This window comes from Methylobacterium sp., from assembly GCF_019745455.1.
Classification (GTDB): domain Bacteria; phylum Pseudomonadota; class Alphaproteobacteria; order Rhizobiales; family Beijerinckiaceae; genus Methylobacterium.
Window position 1 is genome coordinate 63004 of the sequence record NZ_JAIETD010000102.1, and the last position, 23354, is coordinate 86357.

Annotated in this window: 24 protein-coding genes; 6 read left to right on the forward strand and 18 right to left on the reverse strand. The window is 65.5% G+C overall.

Annotated elements, in window-relative coordinates; all coding sequences use genetic code 11:
• Positions 1-56: 56 nt before the first annotated feature.
• The 10 genes from K2Y56_RS19040 to K2Y56_RS19080 all read right to left on the reverse strand — a co-directional run bounded on the left by K2Y56_RS19040 (position 57) and on the right by K2Y56_RS19080 (position 10632).
• Positions 57-635 carry an SgcJ/EcaC family oxidoreductase gene (locus K2Y56_RS19040; RefSeq protein WP_292511127.1) on the reverse strand — a complete coding sequence of 193 codons (579 nt, stop codon included), beginning with the start codon at positions 633-635 and terminating at the stop codon, positions 57-59.
• 15 nt (positions 636-650) lie between these two features.
• Positions 651-2234 carry a multicopper oxidase domain-containing protein gene (locus tag K2Y56_RS19045; RefSeq protein ID WP_292511130.1) on the reverse strand — a complete coding sequence of 528 codons (1584 nt, stop codon included), beginning with the start codon at positions 2232-2234 and terminating at the stop codon, positions 651-653.
• A gap of 339 nt (positions 2235-2573) precedes the next feature.
• Positions 2574-2684, reverse strand: coding sequence for a hypothetical protein (locus K2Y56_RS26570; protein ID WP_366849125.1), 111 nt, complete (start codon positions 2682-2684; stop codon positions 2574-2576).
• A 1-nt stretch (position 2685) separates the two neighbouring features.
• Positions 2686-3420 (reverse strand): copper resistance protein B, encoded by a 735-nt coding sequence (locus K2Y56_RS19050; RefSeq protein ID WP_292511132.1) that lies wholly within the window; start codon positions 3418-3420, stop codon positions 2686-2688.
• An 11-nt stretch (positions 3421-3431) separates the two neighbouring features.
• On the reverse strand, positions 3432-5522 hold the full coding sequence (locus tag K2Y56_RS19055) for a multicopper oxidase domain-containing protein (RefSeq protein ID WP_292511135.1): 2091 nt from the start codon (positions 5520-5522) through the stop codon (positions 3432-3434).
• A gap of 406 nt (positions 5523-5928) precedes the next feature.
• Positions 5929-6345 carry a DUF1622 domain-containing protein gene (locus tag K2Y56_RS19060; RefSeq protein ID WP_292511137.1) on the reverse strand — a complete coding sequence of 139 codons (417 nt, stop codon included), beginning with the start codon at positions 6343-6345 and terminating at the stop codon, positions 5929-5931.
• A gap of 289 nt (positions 6346-6634) precedes the next feature.
• Entirely contained in the window at positions 6635-6979 is a 345-nt protein-coding gene (locus K2Y56_RS19065) for a hypothetical protein (protein WP_292511140.1), read from the reverse strand.
• 185 nt (positions 6980-7164) lie between these two features.
• Positions 7165-8751 (reverse strand): glycogen synthase GlgA, encoded by a 1587-nt coding sequence (gene glgA, locus K2Y56_RS19070; RefSeq protein ID WP_292511143.1) that lies wholly within the window; start codon positions 8749-8751, stop codon positions 7165-7167.
• 387 nt (positions 8752-9138) lie between these two features.
• Positions 9139-10029 (reverse strand): Spy/CpxP family protein refolding chaperone, encoded by an 891-nt coding sequence (locus K2Y56_RS19075; protein ID WP_292511146.1) that lies wholly within the window; start codon positions 10027-10029, stop codon positions 9139-9141.
• A gap of 309 nt (positions 10030-10338) precedes the next feature.
• Complete coding sequence (locus K2Y56_RS19080) at positions 10339-10632, reverse strand: hypothetical protein (RefSeq protein ID WP_292511149.1); 294 nt, start codon at positions 10630-10632, stop codon at positions 10339-10341.
• 172 nt (positions 10633-10804) lie between these two features.
• Here K2Y56_RS19080 and K2Y56_RS19085 point away from each other — a divergent pair, with 172 nt between their 5' ends.
• A complete protein-coding gene (locus tag K2Y56_RS19085; protein WP_292511152.1) occupies positions 10805-11386 on the forward strand; it encodes a hypothetical protein in 582 nt (193 codons plus the stop codon).
• 1064 nt (positions 11387-12450) lie between these two features.
• Positions 12451-12636 carry a hypothetical protein gene (locus K2Y56_RS19090; protein ID WP_292511155.1) on the forward strand — a complete coding sequence of 62 codons (186 nt, stop codon included), beginning with the start codon at positions 12451-12453 and terminating at the stop codon, positions 12634-12636.
• Positions 12637-12955: 319 nt separating this feature from the next.
• Here K2Y56_RS19090 and K2Y56_RS19095 read toward each other — a convergent pair whose 3' ends face one another.
• The 6 genes from K2Y56_RS19095 to K2Y56_RS19120 form a co-directional block, all read right to left on the reverse strand.
• A complete protein-coding gene (locus K2Y56_RS19095; RefSeq protein ID WP_292511158.1) occupies positions 12956-13459 on the reverse strand; it encodes a MucR family transcriptional regulator in 504 nt (167 codons plus the stop codon).
• A gap of 255 nt (positions 13460-13714) precedes the next feature.
• Positions 13715-14491, reverse strand: a complete 777-nt coding sequence (locus K2Y56_RS19100; RefSeq protein ID WP_292511161.1) for a cytochrome c3 family protein — start codon at positions 14489-14491, stop codon at positions 13715-13717.
• Positions 14488-15195 carry an iron reductase gene (locus K2Y56_RS19105; protein ID WP_292511164.1) on the reverse strand — a complete coding sequence of 236 codons (708 nt, stop codon included), beginning with the start codon at positions 15193-15195 and terminating at the stop codon, positions 14488-14490. The genes K2Y56_RS19100 and K2Y56_RS19105 overlap by 4 nt, the downstream gene beginning before the upstream one ends.
• A 1-nt stretch (position 15196) precedes the next feature.
• Positions 15197-17314: a 2Fe-2S iron-sulfur cluster-binding protein gene (locus tag K2Y56_RS19110; protein WP_292511167.1), complete on the reverse strand. Its 2118-nt coding sequence runs from the start codon at positions 17312-17314 to the stop codon at positions 15197-15199.
• 116 nt (positions 17315-17430) lie between these two features.
• Positions 17431-18216 carry a 3-hydroxybutyrate dehydrogenase gene (locus K2Y56_RS19115; protein WP_292511169.1) on the reverse strand — a complete coding sequence of 262 codons (786 nt, stop codon included), beginning with the start codon at positions 18214-18216 and terminating at the stop codon, positions 17431-17433.
• Positions 18213-18980 carry an acetoacetate decarboxylase gene (locus K2Y56_RS19120; RefSeq protein ID WP_292511171.1) on the reverse strand — a complete coding sequence of 256 codons (768 nt, stop codon included), beginning with the start codon at positions 18978-18980 and terminating at the stop codon, positions 18213-18215. Before K2Y56_RS19120 ends, K2Y56_RS19115 begins: the two co-directional genes overlap by 4 nt.
• A 155-nt stretch (positions 18981-19135) precedes the next feature.
• On the opposite strand from K2Y56_RS19120, the gene K2Y56_RS19125 reads away from it, so the two are divergent.
• A complete protein-coding gene (locus K2Y56_RS19125; protein ID WP_292511174.1) occupies positions 19136-20290 on the forward strand; it encodes a patatin-like phospholipase family protein in 1155 nt (384 codons plus the stop codon).
• Positions 20291-20351: 61 nt separating this feature from the next.
• Here the strand turns inward: K2Y56_RS19125 and K2Y56_RS19130 are convergent, their stop codons facing one another.
• Together K2Y56_RS19130 and K2Y56_RS19135 are read right to left on the reverse strand one after the other, a co-directional pair.
• Entirely contained in the window at positions 20352-20582 is a 231-nt protein-coding gene (locus K2Y56_RS19130) for a hypothetical protein (protein ID WP_292511177.1), read from the reverse strand.
• A gap of 223 nt (positions 20583-20805) precedes the next feature.
• Positions 20806-21093 (reverse strand): four-helix bundle copper-binding protein, encoded by a 288-nt coding sequence (locus tag K2Y56_RS19135; protein ID WP_292511180.1) that lies wholly within the window; start codon positions 21091-21093, stop codon positions 20806-20808.
• 555 nt (positions 21094-21648) lie between these two features.
• Here K2Y56_RS19135 and petA point away from each other — a divergent pair.
• From petA to K2Y56_RS19150, 3 genes are all read left to right on the forward strand, one after another.
• Positions 21649-22194, forward strand: a complete 546-nt coding sequence (gene petA, locus K2Y56_RS19140; protein WP_292511200.1) for a ubiquinol-cytochrome c reductase iron-sulfur subunit — start codon at positions 21649-21651, stop codon at positions 22192-22194.
• 137 nt (positions 22195-22331) lie between these two features.
• Positions 22332-23000: a sigma-70 family RNA polymerase sigma factor gene (locus K2Y56_RS19145; protein WP_292511183.1), complete on the forward strand. Its 669-nt coding sequence runs from the start codon at positions 22332-22334 to the stop codon at positions 22998-23000.
• Entirely contained in the window at positions 22997-23248 is a 252-nt protein-coding gene (locus K2Y56_RS19150) for a DUF2933 domain-containing protein (RefSeq protein ID WP_292511187.1), read from the forward strand. The genes K2Y56_RS19145 and K2Y56_RS19150 overlap by 4 nt, the downstream gene beginning before the upstream one ends.
• The last annotated feature ends 106 nt before the right edge of the window (positions 23249-23354 follow it).

The following is a 23354-nucleotide window of genomic DNA, read 5'->3' on the forward strand; positions in this document are numbered from 1 at the left end:
TGAGACAGAATGGAGCGCGATCCATCCCCTAGTCGGCTCCGAGCCTTCGATCGGTCTCAGCGCACGGTCTCGGGCATCACGGACGAGTGGTGGTGGACGATGACCCATTGTCCGTGCCGGTACTCGTAGACGAAGCTGTAGCGCGCCGGGACCTGCTCGGTCGTGCCCGGTTCCTTGCCCTTCAGCGTGAAGGTGTAGGTGCCGACATCGAAGGCCGTGTTGCAGCCGATCCGAACCGTCCGGCTGTCGATGCGGCCTTGCGGGTCCTTCTGCAGGAACTCGACGAAGTACGCGCGGATCTCCGCGCTGTTCGAGCGTGGCCTGTTGGATACCGTCGGCAGGAGGACGGCGTCCGGGGCGTAGATCCGGGTCACCGCATCGGGATCCTTTGTCTTGAGCGCCGCGTTCCAGCGCTCGAACAGTTGCGCGACCTCGGGCTCCCCGATCGTCGCGCAAGCCATTGTCGCCGGCGCTTGGGCCTCGGCGGTCCCGGAGCCCACTCCCAGCAAGACGCTGGCGAGCGTGGCCAGCACGCCGATGCGCAGGTCAGAGCCCATGGGCAGGCGGGCCCATCGAACCTGCCGAAGGCCTGGCAATTCCGGGAGCGGCATGGAACGCTTGAAGATGCGATGCATGGTCCGCTCCTCTCTTCAGACGGTCTTGTACTGACCCATCTGGCCGCCTTCCTCGTGTTCGAGGATGTGGCAATGGTAGACGAACGGAGCATTCACGGCCGGCCAGTCGAACCTGACGAGGAGCTCGACACGCTCCTGCACCAGAACCGTGTCTTTCATGCCTTGATCGGCAATCGTGGGCGGAGATCCCGCCCGGCTCAGCACCTCGAAGTGCACGCCGTGGATATGAAAGGGATGGGGCATCGCATCGCCCGACACTTCCCAGATTTCCGTGTCGCCAAAGCGAACCGTCAGGTCGATCCGTTCCAGCTCGAACGGCCGGCCGTTGATGCCGAACATGCCGCGCATCCCCATCCCGCGGCCCATCATGCCGCCGCCCGGTGGACCCATGCCGCGCCCCATCATTCCCGGTTCCATTCCACCACGCGCCATCCCGTGCTCCATGCCGCCGCCCTCCATGCCGCAGCAGCCCATGGTAAGACGGAGTTGGCGCCGCCGCACGGCCTTCGCCGGGTTGACGCGCTCGAGCTCGACGAGACGGTCGGGGACCCGTACCGGCGGGGCGTTGCGATATCGAGGCCGCGGCTCAAGGGCCAGAATGGAGGCGGCGGCGTCGAGCGGCTCGGCCCTGCCGCCCATCCCCATCATTCCCATCTCGCCCATCATCCCCCGTGCGAGGGTCGGGTCCGGTCCCGTGCGCAGCGCGGTGGCACGCCCGTCGGAGAAATCGACCAGCAGCTCGGCGCGCTCGCCGGGCGCGAGCCACAGCGAGCGCCGCTCGACCGGTCGCTCCAGAAGACCGGCATCGCTCGCGATCCAGTGGAAGGTGCGACCGTCCGAGAATGAGAGATCGAACACGCGCGCGTTGGCCCCGTTGAGGAGGCGCAGGCGAACGAGACCGGCCGGGACGCGCGCGACGGGGTTCGCGGCGCCGTTGACAAGGACCGTGGCGCCCCGCACCCCTTGCATCATGAACAGCGGATGCACGGGATAGACGAGGCGACCGTCCTCGAACAGCTTGTCCTGCAAGACGAGGGGAATATCGTCGACGCCGTATTCGGACGGCAGGCCCAGATCCCGCTCCTTCGCCTCGTCGGCGAGGAGGAGCATTCCGGCCAGTCCTTCATACACTTGCCGCGCGGTGTCGCCATGGACGTGGGCATGGTACCACAATGTCGCGCCCGGCTGGTCCACCCTGATACGAGGCCGCCATGTCGACCCTGGCTCCACCGGCTGATGCGGACCGCCGTCGCTCTCCGCCGGCACCAGGAGCCCGTGCCAGTGCACGGCGGTCGCATCGGGCATGGCGTTCGTCACGGCCAGCTCGACCTCGTCGCCCTGATGGATGCGGAGCGTCGGTCCGAGATAGCTTCCGTTGAAGCCGCGCGTCGCGGATGCACGCCCTGGGAAGAACGCGGTCCGGCCGGTTTCGGCCCTGAGCGCAAGGGCGTTGCCTTGCCGGCGCGCGTCGATGAGTTCGGGAATGGGGAGCGGCCGCGGCTCGACAGCCTGCGCCCAAAGTCGCGACGGGCAAACGCCCGCCGCGACCGCGGTGGCGAGCGTGCCCTTCAGGAGCGAGCGGCGCGTGATTGCAGTCATCGTGAACTTCCTGGCAGGGCGTCAGGTCATGGATGCCCGGCAAATGCCTCATCCAGCGTAGTGAAACCTGGGTGCCGGCGAAGATGCGCACGCCTCGACCAGCATCGGCCTCTGGATCAAATGACGCTGGAGCCTTCCTCTTCTTACGCCGAGCAGAGGCTTCGAGGTGAGATCGCTCTGGCGGGGGCGTGGCGCGAGGCGAACGACGGTTCATTCGCTCCGGCGCTTCGCGGAACGTTCCTGGGAGTGCGAGTGGGTGACATCGCCATGCCGACGTTTCCACTTGACGCGACGGCTACCTGCCCTTCAGCTGTTCTGATCGTCCAGCGGCTTTGCACCTCACCACTGAAGGCGGAGGCCGGCGAGGAAGAACACCCTCGAAACCGGCTCGTCCTCTCGCTTGGCAATGGCCGCGGTTCCGCCGAGCTTGCGCTCCCAGGAGACGCCGATATTAGGGCGCGAACTCGCGCGAGAACTCGTAGCGCAGGCGCGCGCTCAGCTCCATCTCCGAGAACCCGGCCCCAACCGACAGCTCCGGGATGTCCTGGGCATACGCGTTGATGTCGAAGCGCGGCTGAAGGATGAGGCGGTTCGTGATCAGGAGGTCGTAGAACGCGTTGATGCGGCCGGAGACCTCGCCCTTGTTGCTGAGGAAGGCCTGCGCGTCCACTTCGAAGAAGCCCGGTGCAAATCCCTCCACGCCGAAGACCGCATAGGTCCGCGAAGGCTTGGGCCAGGCGCTATGCCGCACGCCGACCTGGAGGTCCCAAAAATAGCTGATCATCCGCGAGTACAGCACCTGGAACTCGGCGTTCTCCCAGCGGTTGATCTTACCGTTTTCTCCGCGCGGCGCCGCGCCTCCATTGTTGAAGCCCTCGGACTTGAAGAAGAGCTTGTTGTAATCGTCGCCGGCCCAGGCCTCCATGTCCCACTCGTAGCCGATGCGGCCGCCTCGCGGCTTCAGCTCCAGCTTGTCGAAGCGGACGTTGTAATAGATCTGCTGGTCCGGGAATTCCGCCTCCTCGGATGGCTGAGCGCCGCCGGAAGGCCGCAGGCCCCCGGAAGGCTGAAGGGTCGAAAAGTACGGCGCTCGAGGGGTCGGGGCTTCCTGGGCCGCGGCAGAGTGCAGGGCCAGAGGCGAGACAAGCGCAAGAGCGGCGATGAAGGGCCGGGTCACGGAATACATCGGTTCTCTCCTCACCGCCGGGCGGTCTCTCGGACCACGATGATCTTCCGCATCATCCCGGTCTCCATGTGGTAAAGCTGGTGGCAGTGGAACGCCCACGGCCCTTCCGCATCCGCCGGCACATCGACGTCGAACGTCACGCCGGGGTTGATGTTGACCGTGTGCTTGAGCGGGTTGCGGGCGCCGTTGCCCACCTCCGGGAGGAACCAGGTGCCGTGGATGTGCATCGGATGGGGCATCATGGTCTCGTTGATGAAGCGGAACCGGACCCGCTCGCCGTAGCGCAGCACGATCGGCTGCGCCTCGCTGAACTTGCGGCCGTTGATCGACCAGATGTAGCGCTGCATGTTGCCGGTGAGGCGCATCTCGATGATGCGGTCATAGCGCTTGTACGGGTAAGGCTTCAGCGCCTTGAGGTCGCGGTAGGACAGCACCTTGGTGCCGGGCGGCGCGCCCGTCCGGTTCACCAGGGGATCGGGCATGGCGTTCTCAAGGGTCGGACCTTCGTTCGGCATGTCCTCGCCACCCTGGAGCACCTTGGCCTGCGGTCCTTGCTGCAGTCCCCCGTTCAGGGCCGCGAACATCCCTTGGTTCTGGCCGCCGGAGGAAGCGCCCGTTCCCATGCCCGGCATGCCGCCGTGGTCCATGCCCTGCATCTGCGCCCCGGCGGTCGTTCGGGCCTGACGCCCCTGGCTCATTCCCGGCATGGCGCCGTGGTCCATTCCCGGCATCGCAGGAGAACCGGCCGGCTTCCTCGCCGTGGCGCTCCTGCCGCCGCCCTGCCCTGAACGGCCCTGGCCCATGCCGGACATGCCGCCCTGAGGCATTGATCCGCCCTGCATGCCCGCCATACCGCCGTGCCCGCCTTGCTGGCCGCCCATACCACCCATGCCGCCCATGTTCATGTCGCCCATCCCGCCGATTGCCATGGCGAGCGGGCTCTCCGGCTGCACATGGCCGGGCATGTCCTGCTCGGGCTGGGGCGTGCCCCGGTCGCCGCCTTTGGGGCCGGGGTTCATCAGCATTTCGGACATCTGCGTGAGCGGACGGACGCGATGGGGCGGCAGTTCGCCCACCATCCCGGGCCGTGTCGCCAAGGTCGCGCGGGCGAACCCGGTGCGATCCAGGGGCTCGGCCACGATGGTGTAGGCCCGATCCTCCGTCGGCTGCACGATCACGTCGTAGGTCTCGGCGTTCCCGAAACGGAACTCGTCGATCGGCACCGGCTGGACGTTGTTGCCGTCCGCCTGAACGACCGTCATCTTCAGCCCCGGGATGCGCACGTCGAAGTAGGTCATCGCGGAAGCGTTGATGAAGCGCAGCCGGACCCGCTCGCCGGGCTTGAAGAGTGCTGTGAAGTTGCGCTCCGGTGTAAGGCCGTTCACCAGGTAGTGGAGACCACCGACATCGGCGATGTCGGTCGGGTCCATGCGCATCACCCTCCAGGCGACGTGGCTCCTGATGACGGCTTCCCGCGCCTCGGCGTTCGGAGCTTTGCTGAGCTCCTGGATCAGGCTCACGAGGGTGCGCTGGTTCCGGTTGTACCAGCCGCTTTCGCTTTTCAGGTTCTTGATGATCCGCTTCGGGTCCTCGTCGGTCCAATCCGAGAGCATGATCACGTAATCGCGGTCGTACCTGAACGGCTCCCGTTCGCGGGGCTCGATGACGAGGGGCCCGTAAATTCCGAGCTGCTCCTGCTCACCGGAGGAGTGGCTATGGTACCAATACGTTCCTGCCTGCCGGATTTTATAACGGTACGTGAACGTCTCGCCCGGCTTGATGCCGTTGCCGAATCCTGGCGAGACGCCGGGAACGCCGTCCATTTCGGCCGGCACGATCAGCCCGTGCCAATGGATCGACGCATTCTCTTCGAGACGATTGGTCACATTGATCACCACGTCCTCGCCTTCCTTGAACCGGAGCGTGGGCCCGGGGAGCTGGCCGTTGATGAGCATGCCGACGCGCTCGCGTCCCGTGACGTTCACCGTGCGGCGCTCGAGCACGAGGTCGTAGGTGCCGGCACGGGCGGAAACAGGCACAAGAACCAGCGCGAGCGCGGCCCCGAGAAGGCAGGCGGAAAGGCGGGACAATAAGTTCGTCATGATCTGGTCCTCTGACTGGGACGCTCGGCCGATGATGAATTCGCCCTGACGCTATGGACGCGGTCGCTAGCGGTAAAGGCTGAGACCCGCTCCAATCCTTGACTCACGTCAATTCGATGAGCGAATGCCGTCCCGTGTGTCTTGGCCGCAACTCTTTCTGTTCTCAAGCGTTTTTGCGTGCGGCCCGGTCCCACGAGGACTTAGAAAAGATATAGACGGGGACCGGCGAGAGTTCTTACGGCGTGCAGAACTGAATTCTCCGACTGATGCTTTCCGAGCACCGGCCACGCTGCAGCTCGGCCCCGATCGCTCGTCTTTCCAGCGGCGGCGCGCGACGATCCTTGCTCAGATGCGCAGGCCCCAAATTCGCAGGGCGGGAACGGCGAGCGGTTGTCGAGAAGACACCTCAGTTCAAAGCCGGCCCACCAGCCGAATTGCGATCCGCCTCGCGCCGTCGCCACGGCAGTTGGCCTTCGATTTCGACCTGAAGTGAGAAGCTCAGGAAGGTGCGGATGGCGATGATCAGGGCGAGGACCCCGAGGCTCTGAAAGGTAGGTGTCACGGCGACCGTGCCGATAATGTCGGCCGCGACCAGAAACTCGAGCCCAAGCAGGATGCCGCGGCCAAGATTGGCCCTGTAACTCCGAAACGACGCCTCCCACCCGCGGCCAACGCCTTGCCAAAGGAATAGAGCGGTCGAGGCAATCGCACCCAGCACAATGGCGGCGACCCCGATCACCTCGATCGTCGTGGCGATCCAGTGCAGGACGTGAATGATCGGCGCCCGCATCTCGACATTGGAGAAGATTTCTGCTGGCTCCATACTCACTTCCTCGATGCCGCGCTCGGGAGAAACATTCACTGCGTCACAGCATATGGCCGGTTCACGACGGGCCTGATGCGCTGCTCAGGTTGTCCGAATTACCCGTAACCCGTGCGTTGACCGTCGGCGTGGGCTCATCGAAGCTCAAATATAACCCGGAGCCCCTGCCAAGGCGGCGGCTGGGCGGCCGTGATCTGTCGGCGGCATCGAGACCGAGGCGACGTGGAGCAGCAACAGTTCGGTGTGAGCTGCGCCGGGCTTTACGCGCCAGGCTCGCAACCTCGCAACGTCAACGCAAACCGCCCGGTGCTTGAAAATCGACCGGTCCGAAGGGATTGCGAGCCCCGACGAACAGGCCTGTGATCGGATCGGGCAGAACGCCCTCTCCGAAGCGGTCCCGCTGGTTGTGCCAGGGCGGCAGATTGAGGTAGGACCGCGTTTGCGCATACCCGCCGGTGACGCGGTCGAGCGAGCCTGCCGGCACGACATTGCCGGCGTCCAGGTAGCTGCGGGGCCGGACATTCAGGATGAGCACTTCCTCACTGCCACGGCGACGGGGTTTCGCCTCGGCATCGGGCAGGAGAGCGAGCGAGGCTGCAAGGGACAGCGCGGCACAGGCGATAAGACGCTTCATGGATTCCTTCTCCTAGTTAGGCCCGAATCTCACTGATCTCCTGCCAAGCTTCCTTGATCTAACGCAACTGACCAGTCAGCCCGTCTGCGGTTCGCGCATCCGTTCAGCCTGCCAGCTCGGGCAGCTGCCATCCCATGCACGTCGACAGCTTCGCGTCGGGTCGCCATGCAAATGGCCGGGTCCCGTCATTGAACGCCGACGTTTCGGACGGCGCGGTCGTAGACCGCGGTGTAATCAGAGGCTGATTGCTGCCACGCGAAGCTGCGGGCCATGGCGGCTCGGCGCATCGCCTTGAGCTGCCGTCGCGAGCCAAAGGCATCGAGAGAGCGGTAGACCGCGTTCAGGAAACTTCCGAGCGACAGGCCTTTGAAGAGGAAGCCTGTAACGCCATCCTCGATCGTATCGGCCAGACCGCCTGTCTGGTGAGCGACAGGCAGCGATCCGAACCTTTGGGCGTACATCTGGCTCAACCCGCATGGCTCGAAGCGCGAGGGCATCAGCAGAAAGTCGCTGCCAGCGAACATGCGCCGAGCAGTCCCTTCGTCGAACCCGACTTTGACCCCGACCTTCCCTGGATAGCGGGCCGCGAGGTTCTCCAGTTCAGCCTCGAGCCGGCCCTCTCCCCGGCCCGTGACCACGATCTGGCCGCCCTGGCGGACGATCGTTTCGGTTGCTTGGATCGTCAGGTCGACGCCTTTCTGGTGTACAAGGCGCGACACGACCGCGAAGATCGGCCCGCGCGAGACCGCGAGCCCGAAGGCGTTCCTGACCTCCTCGGCGTTGACCCTCTTGCCTTTCCAATCCTCGGCGTCGAACGGGCTTGCGAGATGAGGGTCGGTCCGGGGGTCCCAGCTCTCATCAATCCCGTTGAGGATGCCTGTAAGCCGTCCCTCGCGGGCCCTTGTGCGCAGGAGCCCGTCGAGGCCGCAGCCGAACTCCGGGGTGGTGATCTCCTCGGCGTAGGTCGAGCTGACAGTGGTGACGTGCGAGGCATAGAAGATGCCGGCCTTGAGGAAAGAGAGGTCCCCGCAGAACTCGACACCATGCATCTGAAAGGCGGCGTCAGGGATCCCCAACGCTCCGAGACGCTCGCGACCAAATACGCCTTGATAGGCGAGATTGTGAATGGTCATGATGCTCGGCGTCGGCCGTCCGCGCCAGGCGAGGTAGGCTGGAGCGAGAGCGGTCGGCCAGTCATTGAGATGGATGAGGTCGGGCGCCCACGTCGGGTCGCCAAGACCGCAGGCTATGTCGGCCGCAGCTAGCCCGAGCCTTCCGAAGCGGATGTCGTTGTCGGCCCAGTCGGCCCCGTTCACGTCCACGTAAGGCGAGCCCTCGCGGTCGTAGAGCTCGGGACAGAGCAGGACGTAGAGGGTCAGACCGTCTGGGGTCTCGATCCGGCCGAGGTCGCAGGCGGGCAAGCTTGAAAGGCCGCCGAGCCGCCCCACGACCGGGATGGTCCCGAAGCTTGCGAGCACCTCGCGGTAGCCCGGGATGAGGACGCGCACGTCGTGCTGCTGGCGAAGCGCGCGCGGCAGGGCGGCTGAGACATCGCCAAGCCCGCCGACCTTGAGGTAATCGGCGATCTCTGACGTAACGAACAGAATACGCTGGCGGTGCTCGCCGGCATGAGCCAGTATGGCCGCCCTCGACGCTGGCGCACGGAAGCGCAATGATGCGTTGCGGCGGGAAGCGTGACGGTTGATGTATGCCTCCTCACAGCCCCGAGAGCCACCACGGGGCCTTGGTTTCGCACCTTGGGAACGGTTCATGTTCGGAGGAGGCGTGACCATCTGCTGACCGACACACGTTTCGGTGAGCGCACCGGCTTCGGTGCGCAACGGGGTTCAGCTACAAAGACGTTGAGTTAACCTTCCTCTTACAGGCGATTTCTGTTGGGCCGCGCGCGGCGACTTCAGCAGAGCGGTCCCTAGGACCACTGAGAGAACCACAAGTCGGCCGTTCGCAGAGTTCACACGAGTGCGCTAGCCACATTTGGCCGAAGATCGCCCCGGCTCTTTGCACCGGCGACGGGTTCTCGCGCAGTCTTGCGAGAGAAGAGCCGCCGCGCGGACGAGTGGGGGCAACACACCCTCGCGGCGGCGTCCAGAAGGGGTCTCGATCGCCTCCTGGATCTCGTGGCAGCTCTCAACCCTTGGTTAGAAGGTTGCGATAAACGGCGCCACCAGCTCGTCCGCAGTGCGCTTCTGCGTCTCATCGAGAGATCCGTGCAGCTTCGCGAAGGCCGTACGGGCCGATTTCAGGGCTTCGAGCCTGGCGGAGAGGTGCTGCTCGTATCTCTCCAGACGGTCGCTCGCCGACGAATACGCCTGGCCCATCTGCTGACGGGCTTCGAGCAGGTGCTTGCGGCTCGTGCGGAGCGCGTCGGCGAACGCGTTCCAGAGAGGGGCCTGGGTATCGGTGATGCGGAGCTCAGCCCTGAGGAACGCGAGACGCCCCTCGAGCCGCTCCGTCATGTCGACCATGGCCGGACCCATCGCCATGCCGGGCGTGCCGCCGCCCATTCCGCCGCCCATCATGCGCATGTGGTCGTTCATCATGCGCATCATGTTGTCGTTCATCATCCCGCCCATCTGGCCAGACATGCCGCCCTGCCCCATCGCGCCGCCCTGGCCCATGCCGCCTTGGGACTGCATGCCGGCGCCCATCTGCCCGGAGCCCTGCTGCATGCGCATGTTGTCGTCCATCCGCATGCCACCCATGGAGCCGCCCTGGCCTTGCTGGGACATGCCGCCCATCTGACCGGACGAGCCGCCCTGGCCCATGCCGCCCTGCGACTGCATCCCGCCCATCCCGCTCATCTGGCCGGGCTGGTTGGGCTGCTGCATGCGCATCATGTTGTCGCCCATCATGCCGCCACCCATGGATCCGCCGGATCCACCTTGGGACTGCATCGGCATCATGTCGTGCATCGCGTAGCGGAGCGGACCGTCCGCTCGCGCAGGATCTGGTCCGGCGGCAGCGGCCAGCATTGCGGCGGCTGTGGTTGCCAGGACGAGCATGGGGGCTCTGGCGGTCTTGACTGACATGGCTGGTTCTCCTGGTGGTAGAGTTGAAAATCCTGTGCCGCGATCGACCATTGGGCCCGTTCTGCAAAGGTCCCGGGCATTATTCTTTGAGCCTGCTCAAATCCGCCAACCCAATTCCCCGAGCCTTAACGGCGCAGGTAGTAGGTAGAGGTAGCAGGTAGCAGAGATAGCTCCCTTCATGTTGAAGTCGGCTGTGCTTTTTCGACGGCTGGTTGGATCCTGATCTCTTGTTCGTCGTGCTCAACACGCTACGATCTTCCCACTCCCCGCCACGGCCTCGGCAGGCTTGTGCCCCATTGGCCGCTTGCATCACCTCCGGAGGTGCCCTCCCTCGCAGCCACGCGCTCCCTGGCAGATGCTCTTCAGGGTGTGGTCCTTCAACTCCTTGTCGTGGTGCTCCAGAAGCGGTGTCGTCCCTCCCCGGTCATCCAGAGCCTGTCCCGGCGGCTTGCGCTCTCCTGTCGGGGCCACGTATTGGGGGTGGTGAGTGGGCGGCACAGCATCCGGTCCCGAGCCCGGACGGGCGCCCGAACTGGACTGAGCCAGGGCAGCCGATGCTGCCAGCACAGTCCCGAGGAGCGCGAAACTGATCCGTTTGTGCATGGCACCGTCCTCTAACAAGATCTGTCGCTCACGACCCATCCCCCGGAATGACGTTTTTGGCCGCGGGTCATTACAGCGCCCAAAGCGTGGCTGCTACGCGCCGCGTTCATGGAAACGCTCGCTCGCCGGCAGCGTTGACGGGGAAGCCGGCATGACGCCAAGGGAGTTGAGTATGAACAAGACCTTGATCTTGCTTTCGGCGACGCTCGCGGCTGGAATTTCGCTCACGTCTGAAAGAGCCCTCGCCCAGCGCGGCGGACATGGGGGCGGTGGCCACGGGGGCGGCGGGTTCCACGGCGGGGGCGGTGGCTTCCACGGCGGAGGTGGAGGCTTCCATGGCGGCGGCTTTCGCGGGGGCGGATTCGGCGGCTTCCGCGCCGGCATCTCTCATCGGGGCTTCGGTGGAGGGTATGCCCATCCAGGGATTTATCGCGGCGGCTATGGGCGCGGCTATTACGGACGTGGCTATGGGGGCTATTACGGCGGAGGCTACGGCTATGGCGGCTACTACGGCGGCTGGGGGGCGCCCTGGTTGCTGACGGGCCTCGGTCTCGGTTACGGCCTTGGCTATTACGGCGGTTACGGGGGCTACTATTCGCCAGCTTATTACGGCGGCTACGGCTACGGTGGCTATCCTGCGTACTATGGCGGCGGCTACGGTGCAGGCTATGGAGGCCCTTGCGTCCTCGAACGACGGTGGGTGCGAACGCGCTACGGCGGTTCCCGACGGGCCTGGGTCAGGAGCTGTTACTGAGCATGTGACCCCTCTGAGCGTTGCTTGAGCGGGCTCGTTCGCAGCGGAAGACGCTTCGCTGCAGAGCAGAGGACCTTGCGAATGGCCGGGCGCCATCCATGATCGGGCGAATGCATGAACCGGACGACCGCGCCGTCTCGCACCAATCGTCTCCTTCGCGGTTTAGCCAAGATCACGTTGTGGGTCGCACCCGCGATGATCCCCACCACCTCCTTTTCGCAGGGTCGTGTCTCGACCGAAACCATGACCTGCAGGGCCGCCGCAGGCTTGGTCAGCTCGCGCGGCGCCGTTGTCCTTGGAACGGGGCCGTATACCTACGACCGCTTCGTGCGCGACGGCAGCTACTGCGATGTTCGTCAGACCACGCGACCCGCTTACGAGAGAACTGCGGATTCGGCACAGTGCTTCATTGGCTATCAATGCAGGGCCAGGGATGGTGGAGGAAACGGCGGCGGGCCGTGATTGTCCGTCGAAGTTTCCGATTGCGAGATCGTTTTGGGGCGTAAGCCGCGACAAGCTCTGTGGAAATGCGGTCTGACCCGTGCCGGCTCGCAACGGGTCTGGCGCGACATGCTGTTGAGCTGAGCGGAGGGGCCAGAAGCACTTTGGCCCGGCGACGCTGAAGGGCGTACCGAACTCAGCGAGATGCCTCCGACGGATTCGAAGCACTGAACTTCGGAGTGGCATCACTCACCTGAGCGAGCCAATCATGGGCGAACATGACGCGAAGAGGACAGGCGGAGCCCTCGACGGCGGACTGGTTAAGGAGGGGAGGACCTCGTCTGCGGCGGACACAGAATGTTCTCGCTCCCTCCGCGGCGGCCAGCTGTTCTCTCCGGTCAACGGCAGATTACCTGGGCGTTACCACACAGCTCAGCTTCGATCACGTCTGGAGCAGAGGAACTCTATGCGCCCCACGTTTCCCCGCGTGATCACGACGAGCCGCATCACAGCCGCGACCCCCAATCCAACCCATTCATGCCGCTGCCCATCTCGGGCGCGCCTGCGGCCTGCGGTTCGCGGGCTCAGGCAACATCGTCCGCAAGCCCTGACGAGAGCATTCGATGGCGACCTCGTCGATCAAGGGCTCGTACGTCTTGTTCGCCTGCCAGTTCGCGCGTGACACCTACTGCGCCGTCCCCGACAAGTTACCCGATCCCGGATTTTTTGGTGGGGCCGGGCTGGCGCTTCGTCGCTGTCCTGAACAGGAAGAGGTCACGACAGCCTGGCTTCAGGGAGAAGGCGGCTGAAGCGGCCATCCGCCGCGACGGCTATTACCTGTTCACGGCGCCACCCGCCCGGAATGCGTCTGCACCGGCAAGCGAAGCTCACCCGCTAGACCCCGCGTCGTGTCCACGGCGGGATGATCCAGGCACGGAACTCGCTGAAGGATCGGACCCAAACACCCCTGCAGGTCCGCGGTCCTGCGATACCTCAGAGGCGCGCGAATCCAAGGACAAGCTCGATCAGCCGAAATCGCGAAAGCCGCGCTCATGAGCGTCAGGGGGATGGCGCTTCTGAGCGGCTCGATGAGCATCTACCTGCGCAACGACCGATGCTGGTGCTTGCTCACCTGACATGAGAAGACGCTGTGCTTTTCCCGCGCCCGGATGAACGGTTTCGGGACCCCTTTGACGTTTTCGGGGTCACGGGCGCCTTCTTGCGCCGGATTTGGCCCAGCCCCATCTTGCGAGCAAGCTCGGAGCGCGCCGCGGCATAGTTCGGCGCCACCATCGGGTAATCCTTTGGCAGACTCCACTTGGCGCGATACTGATCCGGGGTCATGCCGTACTTGCTGCTGAGATGCCGTCGGAGCGATTTGAAGCGCCGGCCGTCCTCCAGGCAAACGAGGAAATCGGGGGTGATCGATTTATTGATCGGCACTGCCGGCCGTAGCTCCTGCGAGGCCGGCTCGGCAGGCTGCTGGCCGAGCATCTTCAATGCGCCATGCACCACGGCGATGAGGTCCGGCAGCTGGGCGGTCGGCACGGAATTCTGAGTCACGTAAGCCGAAACGACTTCCGCCGTGAGCTCGATGAGATCGGGGCTCACCGATGTCGCCGTCTGGGCCATCGCATCACTCCGTCCCTCGCCCGTCTTGATAGTCGAGCGGGTCATTCTCCTGTGCATGTAACCCGACGAGCTCTGCTCCTCGCGCGCCATGGCTCCGTGCCGCTTGCGATGAGTGTCGCTCCACCCAAGTCGTGTTGGAGACCCCGCGAACCGCGGCTGCCTGTTCGGAACCGGACGGCGAGAATTGGGGCGCTCTGAGCCCACCTTCCGCGCCGCGCGACCTCGGCTTCACGAAACTGCTGCACGTCGATCGTGTCAGTGGTGCTTGTACCAACCGACCCCTTTGATGTCGTTCCACGAATTCGTCTTGTGGCACAGATAACACTGGTTGACCTGGGCGTGCATCTGACCGGCGACAGTCATCGACACCATCCGGAAATGCTCCATGTAGTGGCTCGGCGGCGCCTGGTGGCATTGCGCGCAGTCCTTGGACGTCGGCGAGGGGTGCAGGAACGAGGCGATGGTCCAGGTAGCCGTCTCATGGCACCCGGCGCATTCGCGCCCGAAGAGCTGCTTGTGGGGGTCCTGGTTGCTGTGGCAGCTGGCACAGCTCAGGGCATCCTTCTCGGCCGACCGGGAGACCGGGATCCCCAGGAAACCGGCAAGGTCGTCGAACATCTGCCGCGACACGCCCGGATGCCCTGAGGCCCCGACGGCGAGGTGCGATCCGATCCGCAGGAGCGCCGCATGATCCATCCTCGTCGGGCGGGCGGCCCCCTCATGCTCCACGTGACAGCCGCGGCAATCCTGGATGTTGGCGTGGAACGCCGTGGATTGCTTCGCAAGGTCCGCAGCCGCCGTGGCGTGGCAGGTGATGCAGGCCGTCGCCTCGACGCCCCGGGTCGGGGTGTGGCAAGTCTCGCACCTGTCACCGAGAAAGGCGTGCTTCTCCGAGAGGGGGCCGGGCTGGAAGGAGCTGCGCCAGCCCGGAACCGACGCCGATCCCGAGCGGTACAAGGCGACGATCGCCGTCATGCCGCCCACGACCGCGACGGTGATCAGCACCGTATAGACAAAGCTGAGCTTCTTCACGAGAGCCACCGCAGGCCGTAGTAGATCTCGCCGGCAATGTGAAGCGTCAGCAGCAGATACATGAGGATCGCCGCGACCACGTGCGCCACGATCCAGCGCATGAAGGTCTTCTTGATCGCCTCTCGGGACCCGACCGCGTATTCGAGGTCGGCGATGCCCTCGACGAGCTGACGGATCGACACATCCCGCAGGGCCGGCGCGCTGATGCCGGCGGCCGCTGCATCCTCAAGGGCCTGCCGCTCGGCGAACGCCGCGGCTGTGCGGTCGTAGGCGGACCGCAGGGTCGCGAGCCGCGACTGCTGCTCCCGCAGCTCGGCCGATGTCTCGGGAAGGTAGTAGCGCCCGACGACTCCCGTCGCGACGACGACGAGCATGGTGATCACGAGAGCGACGCCGAGCGGGCTCTGATACTTGTGCCCGGTGTGCAGGATCGCCAGGAAGGCGCCGAACACCCCCGCGTAGACGTGAAACGCGAGCAGCGCGCGCATCGAGGCGACCCGCGTGATCCACGGCTTGAGGCGGGTGCTGTACTTGGCGAGGGGGTAGATCAAGAGGGCCACCATCAGGGTGGCGGCGGCCACCCCGAGCACGAAGCCCGCGAGGCTCCCGGCGAACCGCGGCGACGTATGCAGGAGGAAGGCCGGCCCCAGGAACAGGAGGAGGGTGAGGACGGCCTCGACGATCAGCCGCTCGGTCCGGCTCATGTCAGGCCTCGACGACCAGGTTGCCGACCGATTTGGCCTGGCAGGCCAGGATGATGTTGCGCGCCTTGTCCTCCGGGGTCAGCGCGTCCTCGACCTCCATGGTCACCTTGCCCTCGAGAAGCTGGGTCTTGCACACGCCGCAGATGCCGACGCGGCACGAGTAGTCGATGTTCACGCCGATGTCCTCGGAGACCTCCAGCACGCTCCTGTCCGGAGGAAGAGGGGCGGTCTTGTCCGATCGCGCGAAGCGGATCGTCGCCGTCGCCGGCCCGATTGCGGCCGGGGGCGGCGGCGCCCCGACGGGAGGGGCGGACGGCGCTCCGATTGGGGCGATGACCGTGGCGCCCGGCGGGGGCACGGCCCCCAGCGCCGGCCCGAAGGCTTCGGTTTTCACCTGCTCCGGCGGCACGCCGAGCTCCGCCAGGAGCTTCTTCATCGCCTCCATCATGCCGGGCGGACCGCAGAGATGGACACGCCGCTTTGCGACCTCCGGCACGGATTGGGCGAGAAATTCCCTGGTGATGTGTCCTTCCGCGCCCATCCAGTGCGTGCCCGCCGCGCGGGCCATCGTGGCGGCCACATGCAGGTTGCGCATGCGGCGTTGCAGGAACTCGAGCTCGTCCCGGAAGATGAAGTGCGCCGTCGTCTGAGCCCCATAGACGAGGAAGATCTCGCCGGGCCAGGCTATGTCGAAGAGGTAGCGGATAGCGGCCATGAGCGGCGTGATGCCGACCCCGCCCCCGATCAGGACGACGCTGTCGGCTTCCGCCCCCGTGAAGGTAAAAACCCCCGACGGCCCCATGACGTCGACCAGGTCGCCCTCGACCACGTGGTCGTGCATGTGGTCGGAGAAGATGCCCGGCTCCTCGCGCTTGATGGTGGTCTCCACATAGGCCGTCTGCGCGGCCGAGGACGCGATTGTGTAGGAGCGCCGGACCAGCTTGCCGTCGATCTCCGCCGAGTAGGTCAGGAACTGGCCGGGCACGAAGGTGAAGGGGATCGGCCCGCCTCCCGGGTCCCTGAGCCGGAAGGTCTTCACCCCCGTCGCTTCGGGGAAGATGGCGGCCACCCGAAGCTTGCCTTTCCATAGTTTGCCCGGGGTTGGTTTCGGAGCCGGTGCAGGCCCCGTTGGCGCGCCTCCGGGACCCGGGGCAACTGCGGCAGGGGCAGCGCTCGGAGCCGCGGCGGCCGGGGCAGCTGCCACCCTCGCGGAAGGCGATACCGGCGGCACGGGTGAGGCCGCGGCCGGGGGTGCAGGGACGGCGGATGCCGGGACAGGGGTGGCGCTCGTCAGACGGTTCACGAGGGCGTTCGCACGCCGCATGCGGACCAGATAGATGGCGAGCATGGCCGCCGCGAGCGCGGCCACGAGCGACATCGTGATCACGTGGAACCACGACAGGCCAAGGGGTCCGCTGATCCCATGTGTTGGAACGCCGGTAGGGATGTTCAGCTGGGTCTTGAACCAGTCCTGCGCGATCTGCTGTGGCGGCTTTCCCTCCGTGAGCGACCGGAGCGTCGTGGCGCCGCTTTTCACCTGATTGAGAGCGTCACGGAGACGTGAAGTGGCTTGCTCAGCCGCGGCCGCGTCTCCGGCGGCGTTGGCATGCCGGAGCGCGTTCTCGGCGCTCGCGATCCCGTCCGTCCCGGCGCTGATCTGGGCGCGCGCCTGAGCCTCGAGGCTTTGGCGCTGCTCGGCCGACAAGGCCGGGATATCCATCAGAGAGGGATAGAACTCCTTGCGCGGGCGGCCCATCATCTCGCCCATCCCACCCATGCCGCCCATCATCCCGCCCATGGCGCCGCCGGCGCCCATGCCGCCCCCCATGCCGGCGCCGCCCGAACCCATTCCGGACATCGGCGGCTGGGTGCTCGAGGCCCCCGCAGGCGGCGGATTGCTGGGCGGGGCGGCCGGGCTGGCCGGTGCCGAGGCAGCGGGCGCCTCGGGGGTGCCGGCCGCGGTGCCGGGATGGTGCTCGGCATGGCCGCCGCCGGACATTTGCGCGAGCGCTTGAAGAGCGGAGACTCCGACCAGGATGGCGGCGATGAAACACCGGCTGGTAAGCAGCATCCCGAGAGAACGCTTGCCCATGCGACGGCTGGCATGGCCTTGCCTCATCAAGCGACTCCGAACCAAAGGGCCCTGTGCCATAGCACTTGCTGCAGCCTTCAGCCGAGGTGCGACCCAGGCCATCGATCCCGTCAACGCAGCGCCGCAGCCCATCATCCTGCCCCCTAATGCGCCACCCAGCCGCCGTCGATGGGCAAGGACGCACCTGTGATCGTCCGTGCTCCCTCCGAGCACAGGAACACCGTGAGGGCGCCGATCTCCTCGGGGGTCGAGAACTCGGCCATGGGTTGCTTCTCGGTCAGAAAGGCGCGCTTCTCGTGCTCGATATCCGTGCCTTCCTGTCGCGCGCGGTCGTCGAGCTGCTTCTGCACCAGCGGCGTCAGCACCCAGCCGGGGCAGATCGCGTTCACCGTGACGCCGGCATTGGCGAGCTCGATTGCGGCTACCTTCGTCATCCCGACGACCCCGTGCTTGGCTGCGACATACGCGACCTTCTGCGGGCTCGCCACGAGACCGTGCACGGAGGCAATGTTGATGATGCGACCCCAGCCCTTCTGCTTCATGCCGGGGATCGCGGCCTTCATCCCGTGGAAGACGCCGGAGAGGTTGGTCGCGATGATCGCGTTCCATTTCTCGTCAGGGAAATCCTCGACGTTCGCCGTGAACTGGATTCCGGCGTTGTTCACCAGGATGTCGAGCGAGCCCAGATCCCGCTGTGCTTGGGCGACCATGCCCGCGATCTCATCCGGCTTGCCGATATCTGCGCCGCAGTAGACCACGCGGACCCCGAATTCCTTCGCAAGCCCGGCGCGGAGCTGCTCGATTTGCGCGGCATCACCGAAGCCGTTGATCATCACGTCAGCCCCCTGTCCTGCCAGGGCACGGGCGATGCCAAGACCAATGCCGCTGGTCGATCCGGTGACCAAGGCGACCCTTCCATCCAGGCTCATGCGGCGCTCCGCGACTGCTGGGGTTCATCGAGGTAGTCCTCGAGAACCTTCCCGTACGGAAGCGTCAAATCGGCGATGAGATGCCGGCCGAACAGGATTTTCCGCACCGGAAGATCCGCCACCCGGCAGTTCACATGCGGCACGAGATGCAAGCGCGCCGGGCCGGCCCAGGCTCCTTTGAGCTGGATGTTCTCGAGATGGTATCCGACGAGCTGCACGACCTTGGGCGAGCCGTCCACATCCGGGATGAATTTGAGATTGATGTTCAGCCGCTGCATGGCTGCGAGCGTCTCACCGTGGTCCTCGGCCAAGGACTGGTATTTGTACCCCATCGTCCCGAGGGCGACTTCGCGCTCGTCATAGTTCAGCGTGCCCGTCAGGGTGTCATGGATGACCCGCAGGTTCGGTTGGCCGATCTTCTTCGGAAAACCCCAGATCTCCCGCCCGCCCGTGGTGGGCGGCTCGTCGTCGAGGTACATCTGGGCGCTGTAGCTGCAGGGCGTGCCACGCCAGAGCGCGTTGATGCCGATCCCGGCCTCCTGGTAGCTGCCGAAGCCGCTGCTGTCGGGCATCTTCATCCACTCGAAAAAGACATGGTTGCCGTCGGGCTCGAGCGGCTCCGGCAGCATGGCGCGGATGGCGTCAGGGTCGGACTCGTAATGGATGATGAGGTATTCCCGGTCAATGAAGCGGTAGGGACCCTTCGGATAGCTCGGGCTGCTGAGAGGCATCGAGGAGGCTGACAAAATCTCGTCACGGGTCATGGGCAGCCTTTCGCGTGAGGGTCGGACACGGCCGAGGAGGCGGAGACTTCCGAACAGCCGCTCCTGCGTCCCTTCGACTTGTCCTGGATCAAGCGGGTCAATGATGCGTTGCAGTAAGAGACGCGCGGACCGATGCATTATTACGGGGAGCAATCATGGACGCTGGCCCTCTCAAGACGCGCCGTCCTCCGGACGCCTGGCGGCCCGAAGGCTGCGAACGGATCGCCCTGGTGCTGCAGGGCGGGGGCGCTCTCGGGGCCTACCAGGCCGGAGCCTACCAAGCCCTTCATGAGGCCGGGCTCGAGCCGGACTGGGTCGCGGGCGTTTCGATCGGCGGGATCAACGGCGCCCTGATCGCCGGCAACCCGCCGGAGCGGCGCTTGGACCGCCTGCGCGAATTCTGGGAGACGATCACGGCGCGTCCGACCTGGCTCTTCACGCCTGACGGAGACGAAGCGCGCCGGGCTCGCAACAACTGGTCGTCGCTTCAGGCCATGGTCCTCGGACAGCCGGGCTTCTTTTCTCCGCACATCCCAAACCCCTGGATGAGCCCTCGCGGCGCTCTCACCGCCACCAGTTTCTACGACAGCTCGCCATTACGCGAGACGCTGCTACGCCTCGTCGACTTCGATCTCCTCAACCAGGGATCGACCCACTACGCGGCCGGGGCGGTCAATGTTCTCAACGGCAATTTCTACTACTTCGACAACGCCGAGACCGAGATCGTCCCCGAGCATGTCATGGCGAGCGGGGCGTTGCCCCCTGCCCTGCCCATGGTGCAGATCGGGTCCGGCTGGTACTGGGACGGTGGCCTCGTCTCCAACACGCCGCTGCAGCACCTCCTCGACCACGCCGGCTGCCGCAGCATGCTGGTGTTCCAGGTCGATCTGTTCAGCGCTCGCGGGGTGCTCCCGCGCGACATGTTCGACGTGCTCGCCCGGGAGAAGGACATCCGGTATTCGAGCCGCACACGGCTGATCACGGACACCTATACGGAGCGTCACCGGCAGAACCTGATCCTGAAGCGCCTGCTCGACAAGGTCGCGGATGGGGATCTCGATGACGAGGAACGCGCGTTGAAGGAGAAGCTGTGCGATCTGCCGCGGATCACGATCCTTCACCTGATCTACCAGCAAATGGCCTATGAGGGTCAGGCCAAGGATTACGATTTCAGCGCGGAATCCATGCGCGAGCACTGGGACAGCGGCTACCGAGACACGCAGCGGACGCTCCGGCATTCGGACTGGCTGGCCATGCCGGCCGAGGATAGCGGCATCCTGGTCCACGATGTCCACCGCACGGACGACTGACGTTCAGCCGGCAGCAGCTCCGGTTGGGGTGTGTGGCACGGTCGGCCGTCGCACCACGATCTTAAGGATCTCCGCTCACGACGTGTGAGGGCTGGTTCTTGGTGTTGCCGCCGAGGGGAGGCGCCCGCGATGGACCCGGTACGCCGCATTCGGCGCGGCTGACCTGACGAGGGCGCCTCTTCGGTTCGGGCAGGCTACCGCATCGTCCGCCGACGAGCTCGAGCTGCGCGAGGAGGCCGTCTGCGATCTTGAGGTCGGGGTCGGCGTAGGCGTAGCGGAACCACGTCAGCACCTTCGCCTTCCAACGTTCCCGATCCTGTAGCCGTCATTGGGCTCTCGAAATGGCCGAGCATCTCTGAACGCCGCCAGCCGCAGACTGCAGACCTCACGCGCGAACTGATCCTACCGCGAAACTCGCCGGGATTCGGAAGTGCTCGATTCCGCTCTTTACCGCGGGCGCAATGCCGCCGAGCACCTTCTCGAGGGTGCAACTCGCTTTCTCGCCGCCACCGCGATCAGAGCGGCATGTTGACCATGTCGCGACAGTCTCGCGCGCAGTCGCGGCAGGTGGCGGCGCACCGCATCATCTGCTCGTCGCCGGCAATAGCGTCGCAATCTCGCGCACAAGCCTCGCACAGCTGAGCGCAGGCGCCACAGATCACGCCGTGCTGTGGCGAACTGCGAAGCAAGGAGTTGGCAGTCGTTTGGCACATCTCGGCGCAATCGAGCAGCAGCGCCAGATGGGCGGGCGCGACGTGAACTCCGCCCTTCTCCGTGCAGTAGCGCGCCGTCTCCAGACACATGCGGTGTGACTTGAGACAGCTATCGATGCACTCCTCCCGAGTCATCATACCCTGCATCATCCCTGGCATGGCAGGTGCCGCACCACCCGACCCCTGAGCCCGAACGGCACCCGCGATGGTGCCGGCAGCGGCCACGGCTACATACGATCCGAGAAGCTGACGACGGTCCCACATGCTCTGACCCCCAATTGGATCCGGGCCCAGGCGAGCCATGGTCTCGGTAAGCGGTGCCAGGGATGACAATGCATTCGGTCGGCTCAGCCTGCAGGTCGGTTGATACCACAGTCCCCTTATCAATCCAGTACCGGCGAGCCGTGACCGCTGCGGTCCAAGCTAGGCCGCATCGAACCCCGGATGTCGTCACAGGTGCAGGTTGAAGGAGAAGCTGGCCCCACAACAAGCTCTTCCGGATGCATGTTACGGACCACCTCGCGATCGATCTGGCTGTTTCGACTACGTCACGGGGTATGCTCTGCTGGAATGCGAGGGTTGCGCTCTCGCGTTCATGTGCCGCTGCTTCTTGCCTACAAGCCTCGGCAACGCGATTTCAAGGCTATGTCTGATGCACTTGCTGTTCCGGCCGCCGAGCCGACCCGACGCGACTTCCTCTTCATTGCAACCGGCGCTGCTGCGGCAGTCGGTGCGGGTGCGGCGGCCTGGCCGTTCATCGCTTCGCTTGCGCCCGATGCTGAAACCATCGCGTCCGGCGCACCGGTCGAGCTCGATCTCGCGCCGATCGCGCAGGGCCAGATCGTCAAGGTGTTCTGGCGCGGCAAGCTGATCTTCGTCCGCCACCGAACGGAGAAGGAAATCGCCGAAGCACGCGCGGCGCCGCTCGAGGCCTTGATCGACCCGCAGCCGGATCAGGCGCGCGTCAAGGAAGGCCGCGACCAATGGCTCGTCGTCTACGGTAACTGCACGCATCTGGGCTGCGTGCCGCTCGGCCACCAAGGCCAGCACGAGGGCTGGTTCTGCCCCTGCCACGGTTCGCTGTTCGACACCTCGGGCCGCGTGCGCCGCGGGCCGGCGCCGATCAACCTGCCGATCCCGCCCTACACCTTCGTCTCCGACGCGAAGATCCGGATCGGCGAGACCGGGTGAGGTCTCTCGCGACGGGGTGCTTAGTCCCGATCTGACCAGATCAAGGGAGCCGCGTAACGTCTCTGCGCGAGCGGCGGCCTGACCATGGCTGTAAGATCAGGGGTGCAGCGCGTCTATAAGAGCATCGGCGATAAACGATGAACGAAGACGGCAAAGACGAGAAGAGGTCGGACAGTCCGGCGGGCGAGGCGGCTCAGGCCGCCGACGCGGCCGTGCGCCGGGTTCTGGTTGAAAGCTATCGCGACCTCCTCGGCTTCCTGCAGCGGCGCTTAGGCAGCGAGAGCGAGGCGGAGGAGGTCCTTCAGGCTTTCATGCTGCGCGCGATCGAACGCGCAGGGGATCTGCGCGACATCCGCTCGGTGCGCGGCTGGCTTAGCCGGCTCCTCGCCACCGCCATCGTCGACCATCAGCGCCGGGCGATCACGCGGCGGCGGCGGGAGGTGACGATGCCGACGGATGAGATGGATGTCTTCGCGGTCGAGCCGGACGCGGAGATCGACAAGGCGGTGTGCGACTGCCTCTACAAGCTGCTGCCGACCCTCAAGCCGGAACACTCGGAGGTGATCTGGCGCATCGACCTGCTCGGGGAGCCCCGCGATCGGGTTGCGGTCAGCCTCGGGACGAGCGTCAACACCATCACGGTGCGGCTGCACCGCGGGCGCCAGGCCCTCAAGAAGCGCCTTGAGGAAATGTGCGTCGTCTGCGTGGAGCAGGGCTTCCTCAACTGCGGCTGCGACGAGGCGCCGGCACCGTCCGGCGCGCACCCGCAAGGCGCCGCCGCGTCAGGGAGCAAGGAGGTTCCATGACCCAATCCCATGAACGCTCGGTCAAGCCGAACGCGTCGGCTCGCGTGGTGAAGCTCGCCTTGATCGGCTTTCTCCTGATCGGCGCGTTCTATCTCCTGACCGAGCACCAGGCCCACCTGTTCGGAGTCCTGCCCTGGCTCCTGCTCCTGGCCTGCCCGCTCCTCCATCTCTTCATGCATGGCGGGCACGGGCACAGCAGAGATGACAGCTCCGCGAGCGACGGCCCGCCGTCTAGCCACCGCCCCTAGGGTGCCGTCCGGAAAGTGGTTGGAATTCGGTGCGGCGCGATCTCCGATAACACGAGGGTATCGTTTCAGGCTGCGAGGTCAATCGGCTGATCGATGGGCTTGGTGT